The sequence below is a fragment of the Rufibacter sp. JT20002 genome, from assembly GCF_056491185.1.
This window is the reverse complement of the sequence record NZ_JBSZJY010000002.1, coordinates 310,275-324,907: the sequence shown is the minus strand read 5'-3', so window position 1 is coordinate 324,907 and position 14,633 is coordinate 310,275. Positions and strand designations below refer to the sequence as shown.

General features: G+C 47.3%; 14 protein-coding genes and 1 tRNA gene. 3 read left to right on the top strand and 12 right to left on the bottom strand.

Features of this window, described 5'->3' with window-relative positions; translation table 11 throughout:
* Nucleotides 1-56: 56 nt before the first annotated feature.
* Nucleotides 57-719, bottom strand: a complete 663-nt coding sequence (gene ung, locus ACW9SV_RS10845) for a uracil-DNA glycosylase (protein WP_479556781.1) — start codon at nucleotides 717-719, stop codon at nucleotides 57-59.
* 107 nt (nucleotides 720-826) lie between these two features.
* On the opposite strand from ung, the gene apaG reads away from it, so the two are divergent.
* Together apaG and ACW9SV_RS10835 are read left to right on the top strand one after the other, a co-directional pair.
* Entirely contained in the window at nucleotides 827-1,213 is a 387-nt protein-coding gene (gene apaG / locus ACW9SV_RS10840) for a Co2+/Mg2+ efflux protein ApaG (protein WP_479556780.1), read from the top strand.
* A gap of 29 nt (nucleotides 1,214-1,242) precedes the next feature.
* The gene (locus ACW9SV_RS10835) at nucleotides 1,243-2,013 is read left to right on the top strand and encodes an O-methyltransferase (protein ID WP_479556779.1); all 771 of its coding nucleotides are present in this window, start codon (nucleotides 1,243-1,245) and stop codon (nucleotides 2,011-2,013) included.
* Between the two features lie 68 nt (nucleotides 2,014-2,081).
* On the opposite strand, the gene kdsA is transcribed toward ACW9SV_RS10835, so the two are convergent.
* Both kdsA and ACW9SV_RS10825 read right to left on the bottom strand, forming a co-directional pair.
* The gene (gene kdsA / locus ACW9SV_RS10830; RefSeq protein ID WP_479557381.1) at nucleotides 2,082-2,891 is read right to left on the bottom strand and encodes a 3-deoxy-8-phosphooctulonate synthase; all 810 of its coding nucleotides are present in this window, start codon (nucleotides 2,889-2,891) and stop codon (nucleotides 2,082-2,084) included.
* Between the two features lie 196 nt (nucleotides 2,892-3,087).
* Nucleotides 3,088-3,705 (bottom strand): methyltransferase domain-containing protein, encoded by a 618-nt coding sequence (locus ACW9SV_RS10825; protein WP_479556778.1) that lies wholly within the window; start codon nucleotides 3,703-3,705, stop codon nucleotides 3,088-3,090.
* Between the two features lie 105 nt (nucleotides 3,706-3,810).
* On the opposite strand from ACW9SV_RS10825, the gene ACW9SV_RS10820 reads away from it, so the two are divergent.
* The gene (locus ACW9SV_RS10820) at nucleotides 3,811-4,752 is read left to right on the top strand and encodes a hypothetical protein (RefSeq protein ID WP_479556777.1); all 942 of its coding nucleotides are present in this window, start codon (nucleotides 3,811-3,813) and stop codon (nucleotides 4,750-4,752) included.
* A 152-nt stretch (nucleotides 4,753-4,904) separates the two neighbouring features.
* On the opposite strand, the gene cphA is transcribed toward ACW9SV_RS10820, so the two are convergent.
* From cphA to ACW9SV_RS10775, 9 genes are all read right to left on the bottom strand, one after another.
* Nucleotides 4,905-7,544, bottom strand: coding sequence for a cyanophycin synthetase (gene cphA / locus ACW9SV_RS10815; RefSeq protein ID WP_479556776.1), 2,640 nt, complete (start codon nucleotides 7,542-7,544; stop codon nucleotides 4,905-4,907).
* 42 nt (nucleotides 7,545-7,586) lie between these two features.
* Nucleotides 7,587-8,486 (bottom strand): cyanophycinase, encoded by a 900-nt coding sequence (locus ACW9SV_RS10810; RefSeq protein WP_479556775.1) that lies wholly within the window; start codon nucleotides 8,484-8,486, stop codon nucleotides 7,587-7,589.
* Nucleotides 8,487-9,164: 678 nt separating this feature from the next.
* Nucleotides 9,165-9,235, bottom strand: a tRNA-Cys gene (locus tag ACW9SV_RS10805).
* A gap of 135 nt (nucleotides 9,236-9,370) precedes the next feature.
* Nucleotides 9,371-11,266: a 30S ribosomal protein S1 gene (gene rpsA / locus ACW9SV_RS10800; RefSeq protein ID WP_479556774.1), complete on the bottom strand. Its 1,896-nt coding sequence runs from the start codon at nucleotides 11,264-11,266 to the stop codon at nucleotides 9,371-9,373.
* A gap of 285 nt (nucleotides 11,267-11,551) precedes the next feature.
* Complete coding sequence (locus tag ACW9SV_RS10795) at nucleotides 11,552-12,187, bottom strand: hypothetical protein (RefSeq protein ID WP_479556773.1); 636 nt, start codon at nucleotides 12,185-12,187, stop codon at nucleotides 11,552-11,554.
* Nucleotides 12,188-12,208: 21 nt separating this feature from the next.
* Nucleotides 12,209-12,718, bottom strand: coding sequence for an HNH endonuclease (locus ACW9SV_RS10790; RefSeq protein ID WP_479556772.1), 510 nt, complete (start codon nucleotides 12,716-12,718; stop codon nucleotides 12,209-12,211).
* Nucleotides 12,719-12,814: 96 nt separating this feature from the next.
* On the bottom strand, nucleotides 12,815-13,594 hold the full coding sequence (locus ACW9SV_RS10785) for a C40 family peptidase (RefSeq protein WP_479556771.1): 780 nt from the start codon (nucleotides 13,592-13,594) through the stop codon (nucleotides 12,815-12,817).
* Between the two features lie 126 nt (nucleotides 13,595-13,720).
* A complete protein-coding gene (gene smpB / locus ACW9SV_RS10780) occupies nucleotides 13,721-14,194 on the bottom strand; it encodes an SsrA-binding protein SmpB (RefSeq protein ID WP_479556770.1) in 474 nt (157 codons plus the stop codon).
* Nucleotides 14,195-14,590: a thioesterase family protein gene (locus ACW9SV_RS10775; protein ID WP_479556769.1), complete on the bottom strand. Its 396-nt coding sequence runs from the start codon at nucleotides 14,588-14,590 to the stop codon at nucleotides 14,195-14,197.
* Between the last annotated feature and the right edge of the window lie 43 nt (nucleotides 14,591-14,633).

Below are 14,633 nucleotides of genomic sequence, written 5' to 3'. Positions count from 1 at the left end.
CAGACATTCAGTTTAGGGACCAATTCTTTAAAACGGGCTCTAAAAGCACTCTAACCCTACCACTCTATTTCTGGCCGGCCATGCTCGCGCAGATAGGCGTTTGTTTTACTGAAATGCCGCGTACCAAAAAAGCCTTTGTCTGCTGCGAACGGTGACGGATGCGCCGCTTTCAAAACCAAATGCTTTCTTTCGTCAATGATCAAGCCTTTCTTCTGGGCATAAGCTCCCCATAAAAGAAACACCACATGCTCTTTCAGATCAGATACCTTTTGAATGACGGCATCGGTAAACTCCTCCCACCCTTTTTTCTGATGAGAGCCTGCTTGGTGTGCCCTTACGGTTAAGGTGGCGTTCAACAACAATACCCCCTGCTCTGCCCACCGTTCCAGGTTGCCTGACCTTGGAATAGGCTTGCCCAAATCTGCCTCTATTTCTTTAAATATGTTTAATAGAGAGGGTGGGGTGCGCATGCCTTCTGCCACCGAGAAAGCCAAACCATTTGCTTGGCCTTGCCCGTGGTAAGGGTCTTGCCCCAAAATCACTACTCGCACTTTGTCAAAGGGGCATTCTTCAAAGGCGTGGAATATTTGTTTGCCCGGCGGATATACTTCTATAGAACTGTATTCTGACTTCACAAACCCAATAAGGTTCTGAAAATACGGTTTCTCAAATTCATCTTGCAGCACCTGTTGCCAGCTACTTTCTATTTTTACCTGCATATGGGAGGTATCAGTTAATGGTTTTTAGCGTATTTTTACTTTAGAATCCGGCTGGCAAAACTAAAACGCCAGAAAGCCTGTTCCATTTATACCAAATTAAGGCACGCATGGATACGAAAACAACCCAAGGAGTCACTGTCAACGTCACGACAAATTACCTCCCTGACTATTCCAGTCCGGCACAACAGCACTTTGTCTTCGCTTACAAGATTACTATCCAGAATAACAGCGAATTTACAGTAAAGTTATTACGCCGCCACTGGCATATATACGATTCAAACAACGAGGTACGGGAAGTAGAGGGCGAAGGCGTAGTAGGCCAGCAACCGGTACTGGAACCCGGCGAAAGCCACCAATACGTATCGGGCTGTAATCTCAAAACCAGCATTGGTAAAATGGCCGGAACGTACCTGATGGAACGTTTGGTAGACGGCCGTCAGTTTTACGTGACAATACCTGAGTTCACGCTCATCATTCCTTATAAACTAAACTAATCCCGCTTCTGGCTTTGCAGCACGCCGCCATGATCTACAGGTACGCCTCCTTCTGGTGGCGTTCGGGGAATGCGCATGGTCTGCACTCCCCTTTTGTTTTCAATTTGTATTGCCACATCATTCATCATGAAGGCCACTTTCTGGCGTATGATGCGGTGGAATCTTTACGGGAAGAGCTCTTACAGGACCAAACCGTACTGAATGTCACTGACTTTGGGGCAGGTTCCCACTCGGGGGCTACCCGGCAAAGAAAGGTAGCTGACATCGCCCGTACTGCTGCCAAGCCAGCTCGTTTAGGACAGTTGCTGTTCCGGTTAGCCAACCATTTCAAACCCGCCACTATCCTGGAACTTGGCACCTCTCTGGGGTTAACCACGGGGTACTTAGGCCTGGCCCGAAAAACTGCTGACCTGTACACCTTTGAAGGATGCCCTGCTATTGCTGGTCAAGCCCGTAAAAATTTCCAAAAGTTGGGATTAGAGAAAGTGCAGTTAGTAGAGGGCAACCTGGACCAGACACTTTCTCAAACGCTCAACCACCTAGACAAAGTGGATTTTGTGTTCTTTGACGGAAACCACCGCTACGAACCCACCCTTCGGTATTTTGAGCAATGCCTGGCCAAGGCCCACGAGGGCAGCGTATTCATTCTGGATGATATTTATTGGTCTGGGGAAATGGCGCAGGCCTGGAAAAAAATAAAGCAGCACCCGCAGGTGCTGCTCACTGTTGATCTCTTCTACATAGGTCTGGTCTTTTTCAGGAAAAACCAACCCAAACAGCATTTTACGTTAAGGTTTTAACCCGTTCAGATAAAATCCTCTTCGGGCCTGTATTTAGGAAAACAGGTCCAAAGGGGATTTTACTATTGCTACCGGATTGCCTCTCTTATCCTGATCAGGCGTCGCATCAAACCTTCTAATTGCGCCAGCGGCAGCATATTAGCCCCGTCTGAACGTGCGGTCAAAGGTTCTGGGTGAGTTTCAATAAACAAACCGTCTGCTCCAACGGCGATGGCGGCTTTGGCAATGGTTTCAATCAAAGCGGGCTTTCCGCCGGTCACCCCAGATGATTGGTTGGGTTGCTGCAAGGAATGTGTCACATCCATGACCACCGGAATCTGGTTTTCACGCATAATGGGAATGTTCCGGAAATCCACTACCAGATCTGAATACCCGAAAGAGTTTCCTCTGTCTGTCAGGATCACGTTGTCGTTACCAGATTCTTTTATTTTCTCAACGGCAAACTTCATGGACTCCCCTGAAAGAAACTGTCCTTTTTTGATATTTACTACTTTGCCGGTCTGGGCAGCGGCAATCAGCAGATCCGTTTGGCGGCAAAGGAAAGCCGGAATCTGGAGCACATCTACGTACTCAGCAGCCATCGCAGCTTCGTGCGTCTCATGGATATCGGTCACAGTTGGCACTCCGAAGGTCTCACTCACTTTGGCCAAAATCTTAAGGGCTTTCTCGTCTCCAATCCCTGTGAAAGAATCTTTTCTGGAGCGATTGGCTTTGCGGTAAGATCCCTTAAAGATCAGGGGTATTTGCAGGCGGTCAGAAATCCCGACAAGTTCTTCGGCGATGCCCATGGCCATGTCTTCTCCTTCAATGGCACAAGGACCCGCCATCAGGAAGAAATTACCGGAGGCGGTATGCTGAAGCTTAGGAACAGTAATCATCATAAATATTCTAGCTTAAAATTCTATAAGGTGGTATTCTTACAAAAAGACCGCAAAACTCCTGAGTCACCCATCATCTCAGCTAGTAGTTTCTAAGCCGTTTAGACAAAACAGCATGAAAATAGCGAGCAAGATTAAACAAGGTGGTGAAGTTTCCTTCCAGTCCTTTCGTCTAAGTTCTCAAAAGTACTGAATTCTACGCGATAAACTGCGGCCGCTCCCGGCGTTGTAACACCATAAACAACTCCCTTCCCTGCCTTGGCTTAACAGAGTTTTTGCAGGGCTCAAAATGCTGGAAGTGAAAATACGGCTCAAAGTAAGCCTGGTATTCCATGGCTGAACCTCCAAACGATGGGCCTGGGTTCTGGAACTCCTCTGAAAACAAGACTCCCACCAGTTTGCCTTCGGGCTTCAGGATCTCAAACATCTTTCGGGCATAGTGGGAACGCAGCTCTCTGGGCAACGCGCAAAAGAACGTTTGCTCTAATACCAGATCGTACTGCTGCGGCGTTAAAGAAAAGAAATCTTGCTGCAACAGATGATCATGGGGGAAAGAAGGAACCCGTTCCTGAAAGTTGCTCAAGGGGCCTGCGGCAAAATCCAGGAGATAGACCTTGGCAAACCCGTTCAAGTGCAGGTATTCTGCTTCGTAGCCGTTCCCGCCACCCGGAACAAGTACCTGTAAGTCTTTCTCTTTCAGTTGGTCAATATAGGACTTTAATGGAGGGGTGATTTCGCCAACATCCCATCCGGTGCGATTCTGCTGATACCTTTGCTCCCAATATTCCTTGTCTAAATTGTCTTTTTCACTCATGCGCTGAAGTAAGTATTTTACCGGCTTATTTGCAAAGGATAGATAGAAGCGTATTTTTGTAAGAATAGGTATTGCCCAAAAACCCTTAAACACTCTTAATCCGCTATGGCGACTGAAACACCCGAAAAGGATAGTAACCGCAAATTGTTAGTAGTAGGCCTAATTATAGTGCTACTCAGCATTAACGGTATCCTTATCTACATGCAGCAACAGAAAACTCAGGAGAACGAGGAGCAAAAGGAAATCATCAAGGTGAAGAGTACTGAATTGGAAAACCAAATCAAAGTGTACGAAACCCTTAAAGCTGATTATGAGCGGCAAAGCGCTGAACTAAGCGCCATGGGCCTCACCAATGACTCTCTTGAATCCAGAATTGCCGCCATCAATGCAGATCTAGCCCAGTTACGGTCTTTCAGAAACAGCTCGTTCACAGTGGCCGACCAGAAGCGCTTCCAACAGCGCGCTCAAAACTTGGAACTAGCCCTTCGCAAGAAAGACGAGGAAGTTGCCAAATTGCAGGACGATAATGAGGAGCTGTTCACCGAGGTAAAAGGTCTCAAAACCACCCAGAACAAACTGTCTGATTCTATCACTACGCTCTCCAGCAACAACAAGGAACTGGCCGAGAAAGTGAGCCTGGCTTCCAAACTGGAGGCCCAGAACATCATGGTTACGGTCATCAACGCCAAAGGAAAAGAGAAAGAGGAAACCGATGAAGAGTACAAAGCCAAACGGGTAGACAGAATCAAACTTACCTTCCGGTTAGGGAAAAACGAAGTAGCTCCTAAGGAGAACAAGGAAATCTTAATGCGTTTGATCGAGCCAGATGGATCTGCGCTGTACAACCTTGCTACGGGTTCAGGTACGTTTGAATTTGAAGGCAAAGAACAGTTCTACACCGCCAAACGCGACATCGTTTTTGACAACACCCAGCAGCAGGTTTCTTTCATTTATTCCAAGGGCACTCCTTACAAAACTGGCAAGCACCTGATCGAAATCTACTCAGATGGTTTTTTAATTGGCACCACCTCTTTCACTTTGAAATAGGGTTTTCAGTCTAGTTTCATACAAACGGCCCCTAAACGTTGAAGCGTTTAGGGGCCGTTTCCTTTTAGGGTGTGCTACGAAAGAACCCTATCAAATGAAAAGCCCCTCTTATGGGTAAGAGGGGCTTTTCATTTGAATGACTATATTAGATACTAATCAACCAACACGCGGCGGTCCTGGATCACTTTGAAGTTTTCAATCATTTTGATTGCTTCCGGAATGTCTTCGGAGAAAATAGTGATAAATGAATTTCGCTCGGCATGTTCCAAGGCATAGGCAATGGCGACCATTTCCTGCTCAATTACTTTAAAGTTTTTGTTAGGATCCACCTGCATGATGCCTTCTATCACGTTCCGGTTGATCTCTTCTGCGGTGCGACCTCTTAAGTCTCTATCAGAGCGGATGATGATTTCGTCAAACATCTGAGCGGCCATTTTTCCTAACTCCACCATGTCCTCGTCACGGCGGTCACCTACCCCAGCCACAATGCCAACCCGCTTCCGGGCGTCTACATTCTGTAGGAAATCAGCGACCCCTTTCATACCAGCCGGGTTATGCGCGTAATCCACTAGTACCTCAAAGGTTGGGAATTTGAACATGTTCATTCGGCCCGGAGTCTTGGTTGCCGAAGGCACAAAGGTGCGCAGGGCGGTTTTGATTTCCGAGATTTCGAAACGGGAGATATAACCAGCCAAGGTGGCCGCCAATACGTTCTCAATGTTAAACTTGGCGCGTCCTCCAAAGGTAAGCGGAATGTCAGCCACCCGGTCGACCCGAATTTTATAGGTGTTCTTGAAGATGGAAATGAACCCGTTTTCAAAAACCGCCGCCAAACCACCCTCTGCCACATGCTTTAAAATGCGCGGGTTTTCCTCATCCATACTGAAGAAGGCCACCTTGCATTCAAGCTCCGCCGCCATGTTGAAGACATTGTCATCATCGGCGTTGAGAATGGCGTACCCTGTTTTGCTGACACTCTTAGGCACAACTGCCTTCACCCGGGCCATGTCTTCCAAGGTATTGATGTCGCGGAGACCCATGTGATCTTCGGCTACGTTGGTCACAATCCCGATGTCACACTGCTGGAAGCCCAATCCGGAACGCAACATCCCACCTCTGGCGCATTCCAACACCGCAAAGTTGACGGTAGGGTCGCGCAACACAAACTCAGCACTTTTTGAACCCGTGGTATCCCCTTTCTCCACCATAGTGTCCTGTATGTAGATACCGTCTGTGGTGGTGAACCCCACCTGGTACCCTACTGATTTCACCATGTGAGCAATGAGCCTGGTGGTAGTGGTTTTCCCGTTGGTACCCGTAATGGCAATGATTGGAATGCGGGAAGGGCAATTGTCTGGGAAAAGCATTTCAATTACCGGGTCCGCCACGTTACGGGGCAAACCTTCTGTAGGGGCCACGTGCATCCTAAAACCGGGGGCAGCATTCACCTCAATAACGGCTCCCCTAGCCTCGGGTAACGGAATGGCAATATCTGAGGTCACCACGTCAATCCCACAGATATCCAACCCTATGGTTCCGGCAATCCGCTCGGCCATTAAGACGTTGTAAGGGTCAATTAAATCAGTTACGTCAGTGGCCGTACCTCCGGTAGAAAGGTTGGCGGTACTTTTCAGGAACAGTTCCTCACCGTCTTCAATAACAGTGTCCAAGGTATAGCCTTTGCTTTCTAGGATGCCGTTGGTGTCTTTGTCTACCGTGATTCTGGTCAGGACCTTTTCGTGCCCTACCCCGCGGCGTGGATCGGCGTTCACCTTGTCAATCAACTGCTGAATGGTAGAAATTCCATCGCCAATTACCATGGCGGGGGTCCGTTTGGCCGCGGCAATAAACTTTTTATTGACCACCAGTAAGCGGAAATCATAGCCCCTGATGAATTGCTCCACAATTACGGCCTTTTCTGCCTTGGAGTACTTCAAAGCTGCTTCAAATCCCGCTACGGCATCATCCCAATTGTTGATGTTGATACCAGCTCCTTTTCCGTGGTTTCCGTCAAGGGGCTTGGTCACGATCGGATAGCCAAGGTACTGGACGGCTTCTCTTAGCTCGTCCAGGTCATACACAATCTCGCCTTTAGGCACCGGCACCCCGGCTTCTGCCAGCATGTCTTTGGTGGCACTTTTATCGCCGGCGATCTCCACTGCAAAAGCCGCCGTCCGGCAGGTCATGGTGGCCTGGATTCTTTTCTGGTGTACCCCGTACCCTAATTGGATAAGCGAACTTTTGTTAAGCCGGATATAAGGGATACCCCGGGCAACTGCCTCTGACACGATGGAGTAGGTACTAGGCCCTATGTGTTCATCCTCCCTTATTTCGTGCAGTTCATCAACATCCGGGGTAATGTCATATGGTTGGTTATTGGCGAGAGCCGTCGTTATTCTAATAGAAGCATGGGCGGCGTACTCTCCTGCTTTTTCTTCCTGGTAAGAGAAAACCACATATTCAAATCCTGGTTGGGGAGCTGGATACGTTCGGCCGAAGCCCGAGTTCATACCGCCCAGAGTCTGAAGTTCCAAAGCCACGTGTTCTACCACGTTGCTTAGGGGCACCCCTTCTTCTCTCACTCTTCTAAGGTAACCACCTTCCTCTCCGTGCGTGCTACGGTGTAGTACCATGCCCGGGAACATGGTTTCTAATCTCTGAGCGAATCCTGGGATATCTGTGGTGAGCACACCAGCAAAATTGTCCATGTCCAGTTTCAGCACTACAATTTTCGGGTGTTTTACAGACCAATAGTTTGGTCCACGCATAATGCGTAATTCTGCGATTTTCATAGATTATCTAATCTAATATGAATGCGGGGTTGTGTTGTAGGTTTAAATTAGTTCAAGCGTGTATGTATCTCCTTTCCCAAGAAGATGCACCTTCAGGTCTCTCATGGTGACAGGAACTCCTTCCTCCACCTCGTATATATTGCTACGTGTGCTGCTTCGTCCGTCAACTAAAATAACCAGGCCGCTTCCTATTACTTCCATCTCCTGCCCCTCCTTCACTACAATGCCGGTATCTTCCTCCAGGCCTACGCCAATGAAGGTAGGGTTGGTTGCCAACATTTGAGCCATGCGTACTATACGGCCTCTACTAATAAAGTGGGTGTCTATGGCAACATCATCCAGTAATTCAAGCCCGGCGGTAAGGCTAACCGACCCCTTAATGAAATCAGAACCCTTCCTTCCCTGATAGATCATTTGGGTAGACATAGCCGCAGCTCCGGCACTGGTACCGGCCACTACTATGGAGTCATTATAGTACCGTTCTTTTAAAACCCGCATGAAATCGGTACCACCCAGAATGGACGTGAGTTTAAGTTGGTCGCCACCGGTGAACATAATACCTGCTGCCTTCCTGACAAGTTCTAGATATTCTTCTTTACAGGCGTCTTCCCGGGTCCGGATATCTAGCACCTGTACATTCTTCACCTTTAATTCAGAAAATACTTTCACGTAAGACTCCCCCATTTCTTCTGGGATGGAAGAAGCAGTGGGAATAACTATAACCAGCGGATTTGATCCTTTTAATTCCTCTACAAACCGTGACAGGATTTCGGTTTTCTCAAAGTTGGCATTGCCTGAATCCTTTGACTCTTCCTCCGGCTCCTCACCCTTGTTTTCCGCTCCCCCTATGGCGATTAATGTTCCTTTGGGAATTGGGCGCTTTATGGCTTGAGGTGGATTAGCACTCTCTGATGTTTCTTTCTTTGACTGTTTTTTGCTCATATAACTGCAATTTCTGTATGTCAAAACCCTCTTAAGGTATTTCTTATACTTCTTCCTTACTCGCTTTAATTAACAAGAAAATTCGATTGGTTTCTTTTCGGTCAGGGCTTAGGAAAGATGTCTCGACATACGGATTTACAAGCCAAAAGATTAGGTATTTAAAATATATGGGATTTACCGAAACAAGGTGCGTTAACTACTTACAGGAAATTTTTAAAATGCAGGTATAAAAATATGGGATACCCTAAAATATACGTACTTGGTTGAAAAAAGTGCAATAGATTTTCCTAAAGAGAGCCCCATATTGATAATATTAAAAATTATTACATCACTCAGGCTAGTCTGGCTATTTGTTATGAAAGTTTATTGTGGGGCAAGAACCAAGTTATAATCTGCAAAAACCTGCTATGCTTTGTAACACAGCAACTTATACTAATTTAGATTTTATAAAGGATTATAAGTGACAATTAATTTAATAAAAACGATGATAATATGCCGGTAATTACTAATGAATGCTAGACCTGGATTTCCCTACTAAATGGAAATTCTTTACAGTAAACAAATAAGAAAGTTTAAATTAAATATTGGGGAAGGAGAAGGTTGGAAAACCCAAGGAGGAAGGTGTTTTGATCATAAAAAAAGAAAGCCTGCTAAAAACTAGCAGGCTTTCTTGGGATGAGGTAACGAGCGGATTCGAACCGCTGTACGAGCTTTTGCAGAGCTCTGCCTAGCCACTCGGCCACGTTACCGTGATTGGGAGTGCAAATATAGTCAGGAACTGTTACTATCCCAATTTTGAAGCAAATTTTTAATAAGAGGCATAAAAAAAGAGCCTCTTTGCAGAGGCTCTTTCCTGTAAATAAGGCAGTTACCTACCCAAAAAATTATTCAGCTGATTCAGTTGCGTCAGCATCAGAAGCACCAGCAGATCTGTCAGCACGGGCTTGGGCAGCCGCGGCTAATTTTCTCTCACCAGCTTCTTTCTCACTTTCCATCATTTGATCTTTCAAAGCAGAAAGAGCATCAAGATCACCTAAGGTAGAACGAACTTCGTCTTTCTTAGGAGCGGCCGGTGCAGCGGCTGCTTTAGGAGCACCAGCGGCAGCCGGAGCATCTTTCTTCTCGAATTTCTTACGCTTGGCATCTTCTGGCTGGGCAGTGTGTACCGCAGTGTGAGACAAGATGATCTTACGATCTTCTTTAGAGAACTCAGTTACTTTGAATTCTACTTGCTCACCTGCTTCTACAGAAGTTCCGTCTTCTTTAGAAAGACCTTTAGGGAAGGCAAACCCTTCAATACCGTAAGGCAGTTCCAGTGTAGCGCCACGGTCAGATTTCTCTAACACAGTAGCTCTGTGTACTGAACCTACGTTGAATACAGTAGCGAATGTATCCCATGGGTTCTCTTCCAGTTGTTTGTGACCAAGGGCCAGACGACGGGCAGCAGCATCAAGCTCCAGAACCACTACGTCTAATCTGTCACCAACTTTCACGAACTCAGATGGGTGCTTAATTTTCTTAGTCCAAGACAAGTCAGACACGTGAACCAAACCGTCTACGCCTTCTTCCAACTCAATGAACAGACCAAAGTTTGTCAGGTTTCTAACCACACCAGTGTGCTTAGTTCCAACGGCATACTTAGTCAATACATCTTCTTTAGTCCAAGGATCTTCGGTCAGTTGCTTAATGCCCAGAGACATTTTGCGCTCGTTACGGTCCATTGTCAACACAACTGCCTCAATTTCGTCACCTTGTTTGATGAAGTCTTGTGGGTTGCGCAGGTGCTGAGACCATGACATTTCTGACACGTGGATCAAGCCTTCTACGCCTGGCATCAGTTCTAAGAACGCACCGTAATCGGCTACGTTCACGATTTTGCCGCTCACGCGTGAACCAACTTCCACCTCGGCAGGAAGAGCATCCCAAGGGTGAGCAGTCAATTGCTTCATGCCCAAAGAAATACGTTTCTTGTCGTCGTCGAAATCCAATACTACCACGTTTACTTTCTGGTCTAGCTCCAACACCTCTTGCGGGTGGTTGATGCGGCCCCATGAAATATCGGTGATGTGCAACAGACCATCTACACCACCAAGGTCGATGAACACACCGAAGTTGGTCATGTTTTTGATCACACCTTCCAGTACCTGACCTTTCTCAAGGTTGTTCAGGATGGCGGCACGTTGCTGCTCAAGATCTTTCTCGATCAACACTTTGTGCGATACTACTACGTTATCAAAAGCGGCGTTGATTTTCACCACTTTCACTTCCATCTTACGACCAACATAGATGTCGAAATCGCGGATAGGTTTCACGTCAATTTGAGAACCTGGCAAGAAGGCTTCTACACCGTAAAGGTCGGTGATCAAACCACCTTTGGTTCTGCGTTTCACTACACCTTCTAGTACAGTGTCGTTCTCCAAAGCGCCGTAGATCATTTCCCATGCCTTCACGATTTTGGCTTTCTTACGGGACAGGATCAATTGACCGTTAGGATCTTCCTGGTCTTCAATGAATACCTCCACCTCGTCACCAATTTTCAGATCCGGCATGTCACGGAATTCAGAAACTGGAACCAGACCATCAGACTTAAAGCCGATGTTCAGGATCACATCGCGATCAGTGATACCAACAACGGTACCTTTGATCACTTCCTCTTCCTGAACGGTGTTCAGGGTGTCGGCATACATTTGCTCTAGTTCAGCTCTCTGCGCAGGAGAGTAGCTTCCACCAAAGCCCTGAGATTCGAATTGGTCCCAGTTAAAATCATCTACATTTGCCATATTGCTATGCTGGTTCACGAAATATAACGCCTAGGCACAGAACCACTTACCTTTGCGTAGCTTCTTTTACATACCCGTTTTCCAACTCAGAAACCGGAGCATTCACCTTGAACGCGGCGCGAAGGTACAAATATTTGCTTAAATAATTAGGATAGCCCTTGTGAATTTCTCATGATCTTCCTGATTATCAACCAGATCATAGCAATTCTAAAAACAAGCAGGGGTTTAGAGGCTGTTTTGTAGAAAACTGGCCCTAAACCCCTGCTTGTTATTTAAAAAGGTTGGTTACTTATTTTCTTTCAGCTGGCGGAGCACTTCCTGCTCCTTTTCTGGCGCGAACGTGATCAGTATTACCCCGTTTCTTCCTTCCTCTTTAAACCTCTTTTCAGCTTCCGGGCCTTTTAGTACGTCAATGGATTTTATCCACTCGGGATTGATGCTGGAGATCTCTTCCTTGGTAGCCGCCACTTCACCCGTCTGGGTTTTGACAAGGTATAAAGGTACCGGCAAGGCTAGCCCGGTGCTTCCATCCAGGTTGGTGGCTACTTCCTTTTCTGAAGCGTTTTTTTGATTTTCAAGTTGATACAAAGCGGCCTGTTCTTGCTCTGGTTTTAATTCAATCAGCACTACCCCGTTCTTTGCATGGGCCCCAAACTGTTTTACACCCTGGTTGCCTTTCACCACCGAGATAGCCTTTATCCATTCAGGCTTGAGGCTTTCCATGGCACCTTTACTAATCGCCACGTTGGAAGAACCTGTTTTCAGGTAATACAATGGGTTGCCGGTAGAAGTCACCTTCACGACGGAATGGTTTTTCGCGCCTAGGGTTTTCTTTCCAGGAAGCAAGTCCTGTGCATCAGGTCTAAAAGGAAGAAAGGCCACTAACGCTATGGTAAGGCTGAGTAAAAAGGGCTTTTTCATGAAGGTGACTGTAGTGAAACGTTAGGCTCGGGCTTTATCCCTTAAAAAAGGAATCCAGGCGTGGTCTGTATCCTGGATGCTGTCCCGCAGAAAAGAAACCAAAGATGGTTTAAACGGTTTTGAGGTTAACTTCATGGATACTTCCTCGGGGGTACGGTCTCCTTTTTTGGAGTTGCAGCGGGCGCAGGCGGTAATGAGGTTGTACCAGGTGCTTTCCCCGCCTCTTGACCGGGGCAGCAGATGATCCAGCGTAAGGTTTCTGGTGGACCCGCAGTATTGGCATCGGTTCCGGTCACGGCGCATGATGTTCTGGCGCGTGAGGGAGATGCCTTTGTAAGGTACCCGCACGTAGCGGTGCAGCCTGATCACCAAGGGCCGTGGATACGTCTGGCGCACGGTGCGTAACACATTTAGTTGGTCTTCCGCAATAAGTTCTGCTTTCTGGAGATAAATCAAGACAAAAGCCTTATGCAAACTGCATGTGGCTATGGCGGAGTAATCTTGATTAAGTAAAAGTACCTTATCATTCATACGAAATCCTGCTCAGTAGATCCTTCTGTAAGATACGGAAAATAACCTTACAACAGATTTTACTAACTGATTTTCAGGGCTTCGTGTTACAAGAATTTACTCAGGAAGGATCCGTTTGATGATGCGGAGCTTGTGGGAGTAGCGTTTACGGTCGCGGTTATAGATGCCGTGGTGATCCAGTTGGTCTATGCGCACCTCGCCAGAAGCATGGATGATCTTCTGGTCTTCCAACACAATGCCTACGTGAATGATGCGTCCCTCCTCATTGTCAAAGAAGGCGACATCGCCGGGACGGGTCTGGCTCACGAAATGCACCTCCTGGCCATGCTCCACCTGCTGGTAGGCATCCCGCCGAAGCTGGTACCCGCAAACCCCGTACACCTGCTGCACAAATCCTGAGCAGTCAATGCCGAAAATAGATTTACCACCCCACAGGTACGGCGCGCGTAGAAATTGTAAAGCCATTTTCTGCAGGAAGTTTTCACGGTAAGGCAAGCCAGGATTGGAAGCCCGACCATTGTACAGCATCCGGTCCTCTCCCACCCGTATGCTCATGCCATCAAAGAAAGGCAACACGCTTCCAAGACCAATGGGCGTCACGGCGTCATTTCCGCTCACGGTCTGCACAATATCCATGGAACGAGCATGGGTGGTTTCTCGCCACTCTTGAAAATAGGCATCAGAAACCGGGAAGTGTTGCTTGAAGTCTATCCAGCCCTCGTAGTCATCGGCGGCGTTTTTCACCTGAATCCATTTCTCCTGGGTTTGCATCACCTCATAGCACTCGCCGAAAACCAATTGGGTGATCTGTTCGCTTCTGTCAGAGGGTTCCCGGCGCACTGGCACCAGACTTAATTTGCAAATCCCGAAGTTCAATGTAGTAAGGAGTGAAAGAGTGGTTGATGGAATAAGTGAATAGCAGGGATAGGGTTTGCCAATTTTCAGAAGGAAGGCACCCCCTAATGATTTTGGTGCCGTTTAAGGAAAAGAGGCTTGAAACAGTTAGTAGCGCTCACGAGCCATTTCGCGTTTGACATCGCGTTCTTTGATGTCTTCGCGCTTGTCATAGAGCTTTTTACCTTTAGCCAAGGCAATCTCTACTTTCGCGAAGCCACGGTCTGATATGAAAAGTCTGGTTGGGATAATCGTGACGCCTTGCTCCTGGGCCCCTTCTTTCAGCTTCTTTAACTCACGCTTGTTTAACAGCAGTTTGCGGTCACGGGTGGGTTCGTGGTTGTAGTGGGTTCCCTCGGTGTACTTAGAGATGGTGACCTGGTGCAGCATCAATTCGTTTCCGTGGAAAGTACAGTAGCCGTCTGAAAGGTTTACGTTCCCTTCCCTGATGGATTTGATTTCGGTGCCCCGCAGCATGATGCCGGCGGTGTATTTGTCTAGAAACTGGTACTCATAGGATGCCCGCCGGTTAGAGATGTTCACCGTTTTCTGCAACCTGTCTTTCTCTCTTGATTTCGCCATTTAGTTTCTACTGTTCGTCAAAAGTCGGTTGATCTTCTCTTTTTTCAAAATTTTTTGGCCGGTTTGCCCGGTGGCCACCAGCCGTTGGCCTGCCTTTACGGTGATGTCACATCGTAGTTCGTTCTGGAGCAAGGTTTTGAACGTAGCCTCAATGAATAACATCTCTCCCGCAAACGCTGGGCCGTGGTGGTCTATGTGCACCATGGTACCAATGCCTTCTTCATCGGCCTCCTTCATCTCCAGCACAAACAACCGCGAGGCCCATTCCATCGCTTGCGCCAAGGCAAAGGTAGAGCAGACCGGGTGCACTAACCCTGCTTCAAACCGGGCAAAATCAGCTTCGGTCACTAGTTTCTGGTACTGTTTGGTGTCTCCTGCTTGAAACGGGTTTTGCATAAATGGTTTAATCTGGGACCGAAGATTAAAAAATTCTACGCAT

Bases quoted from the DNA above. Each gene is read 5' to 3' on its own strand.
- kdsA (WP_479557381.1), bottom strand. From the start codon at position 2,891: ATGATTACTGTTCCTAAGCTTCAGCATACCGCCTCCGGTAATTTCTTC.
- apaG (WP_479556780.1), top strand. From the start codon at position 827: ATGGATACGAAAACAACCCAAGGAGTCACTGTCAACGTCACGACAAAT.
- cphA (WP_479556776.1), bottom strand. From the start codon at position 7,544: ATGAAAATCGCAGAATTACGCATTATGCGTGGACCAAACTATTGGTCT.
- ACW9SV_RS10820 (WP_479556777.1), top strand. From the start codon at position 3,811: ATGGCGACTGAAACACCCGAAAAGGATAGTAACCGCAAATTGTTAGTA.
- ACW9SV_RS10825 (WP_479556778.1), bottom strand. From the start codon at position 3,705: ATGAGTGAAAAAGACAATTTAGACAAGGAATATTGGGAGCAAAGGTAT.
- ACW9SV_RS10795 (WP_479556773.1), bottom strand. From the start codon at position 12,187: ATGAAAAAGCCCTTTTTACTCAGCCTTACCATAGCGTTAGTGGCCTTT.
- ACW9SV_RS10790 (WP_479556772.1), bottom strand. From the start codon at position 12,718: ATGAATGATAAGGTACTTTTACTTAATCAAGATTACTCCGCCATAGCC.
- ACW9SV_RS10775 (WP_479556769.1), bottom strand. From the start codon at position 14,590: ATGCAAAACCCGTTTCAAGCAGGAGACACCAAACAGTACCAGAAACTA.
- smpB (WP_479556770.1), bottom strand. From the start codon at position 14,194: ATGGCGAAATCAAGAGAGAAAGACAGGTTGCAGAAAACGGTGAACATC.
- rpsA (WP_479556774.1), bottom strand. From the start codon at position 11,266: ATGGCAAATGTAGATGATTTTAACTGGGACCAATTCGAATCTCAGGGC.
- ACW9SV_RS10835 (WP_479556779.1), top strand. From the start codon at position 1,243: ATGATCTACAGGTACGCCTCCTTCTGGTGGCGTTCGGGGAATGCGCAT.
- ACW9SV_RS10810 (WP_479556775.1), bottom strand. From the start codon at position 8,486: ATGAGCAAAAAACAGTCAAAGAAAGAAACATCAGAGAGTGCTAATCCA.
- ung (WP_479556781.1), bottom strand. From the start codon at position 719: ATGCAGGTAAAAATAGAAAGTAGCTGGCAACAGGTGCTGCAAGATGAA.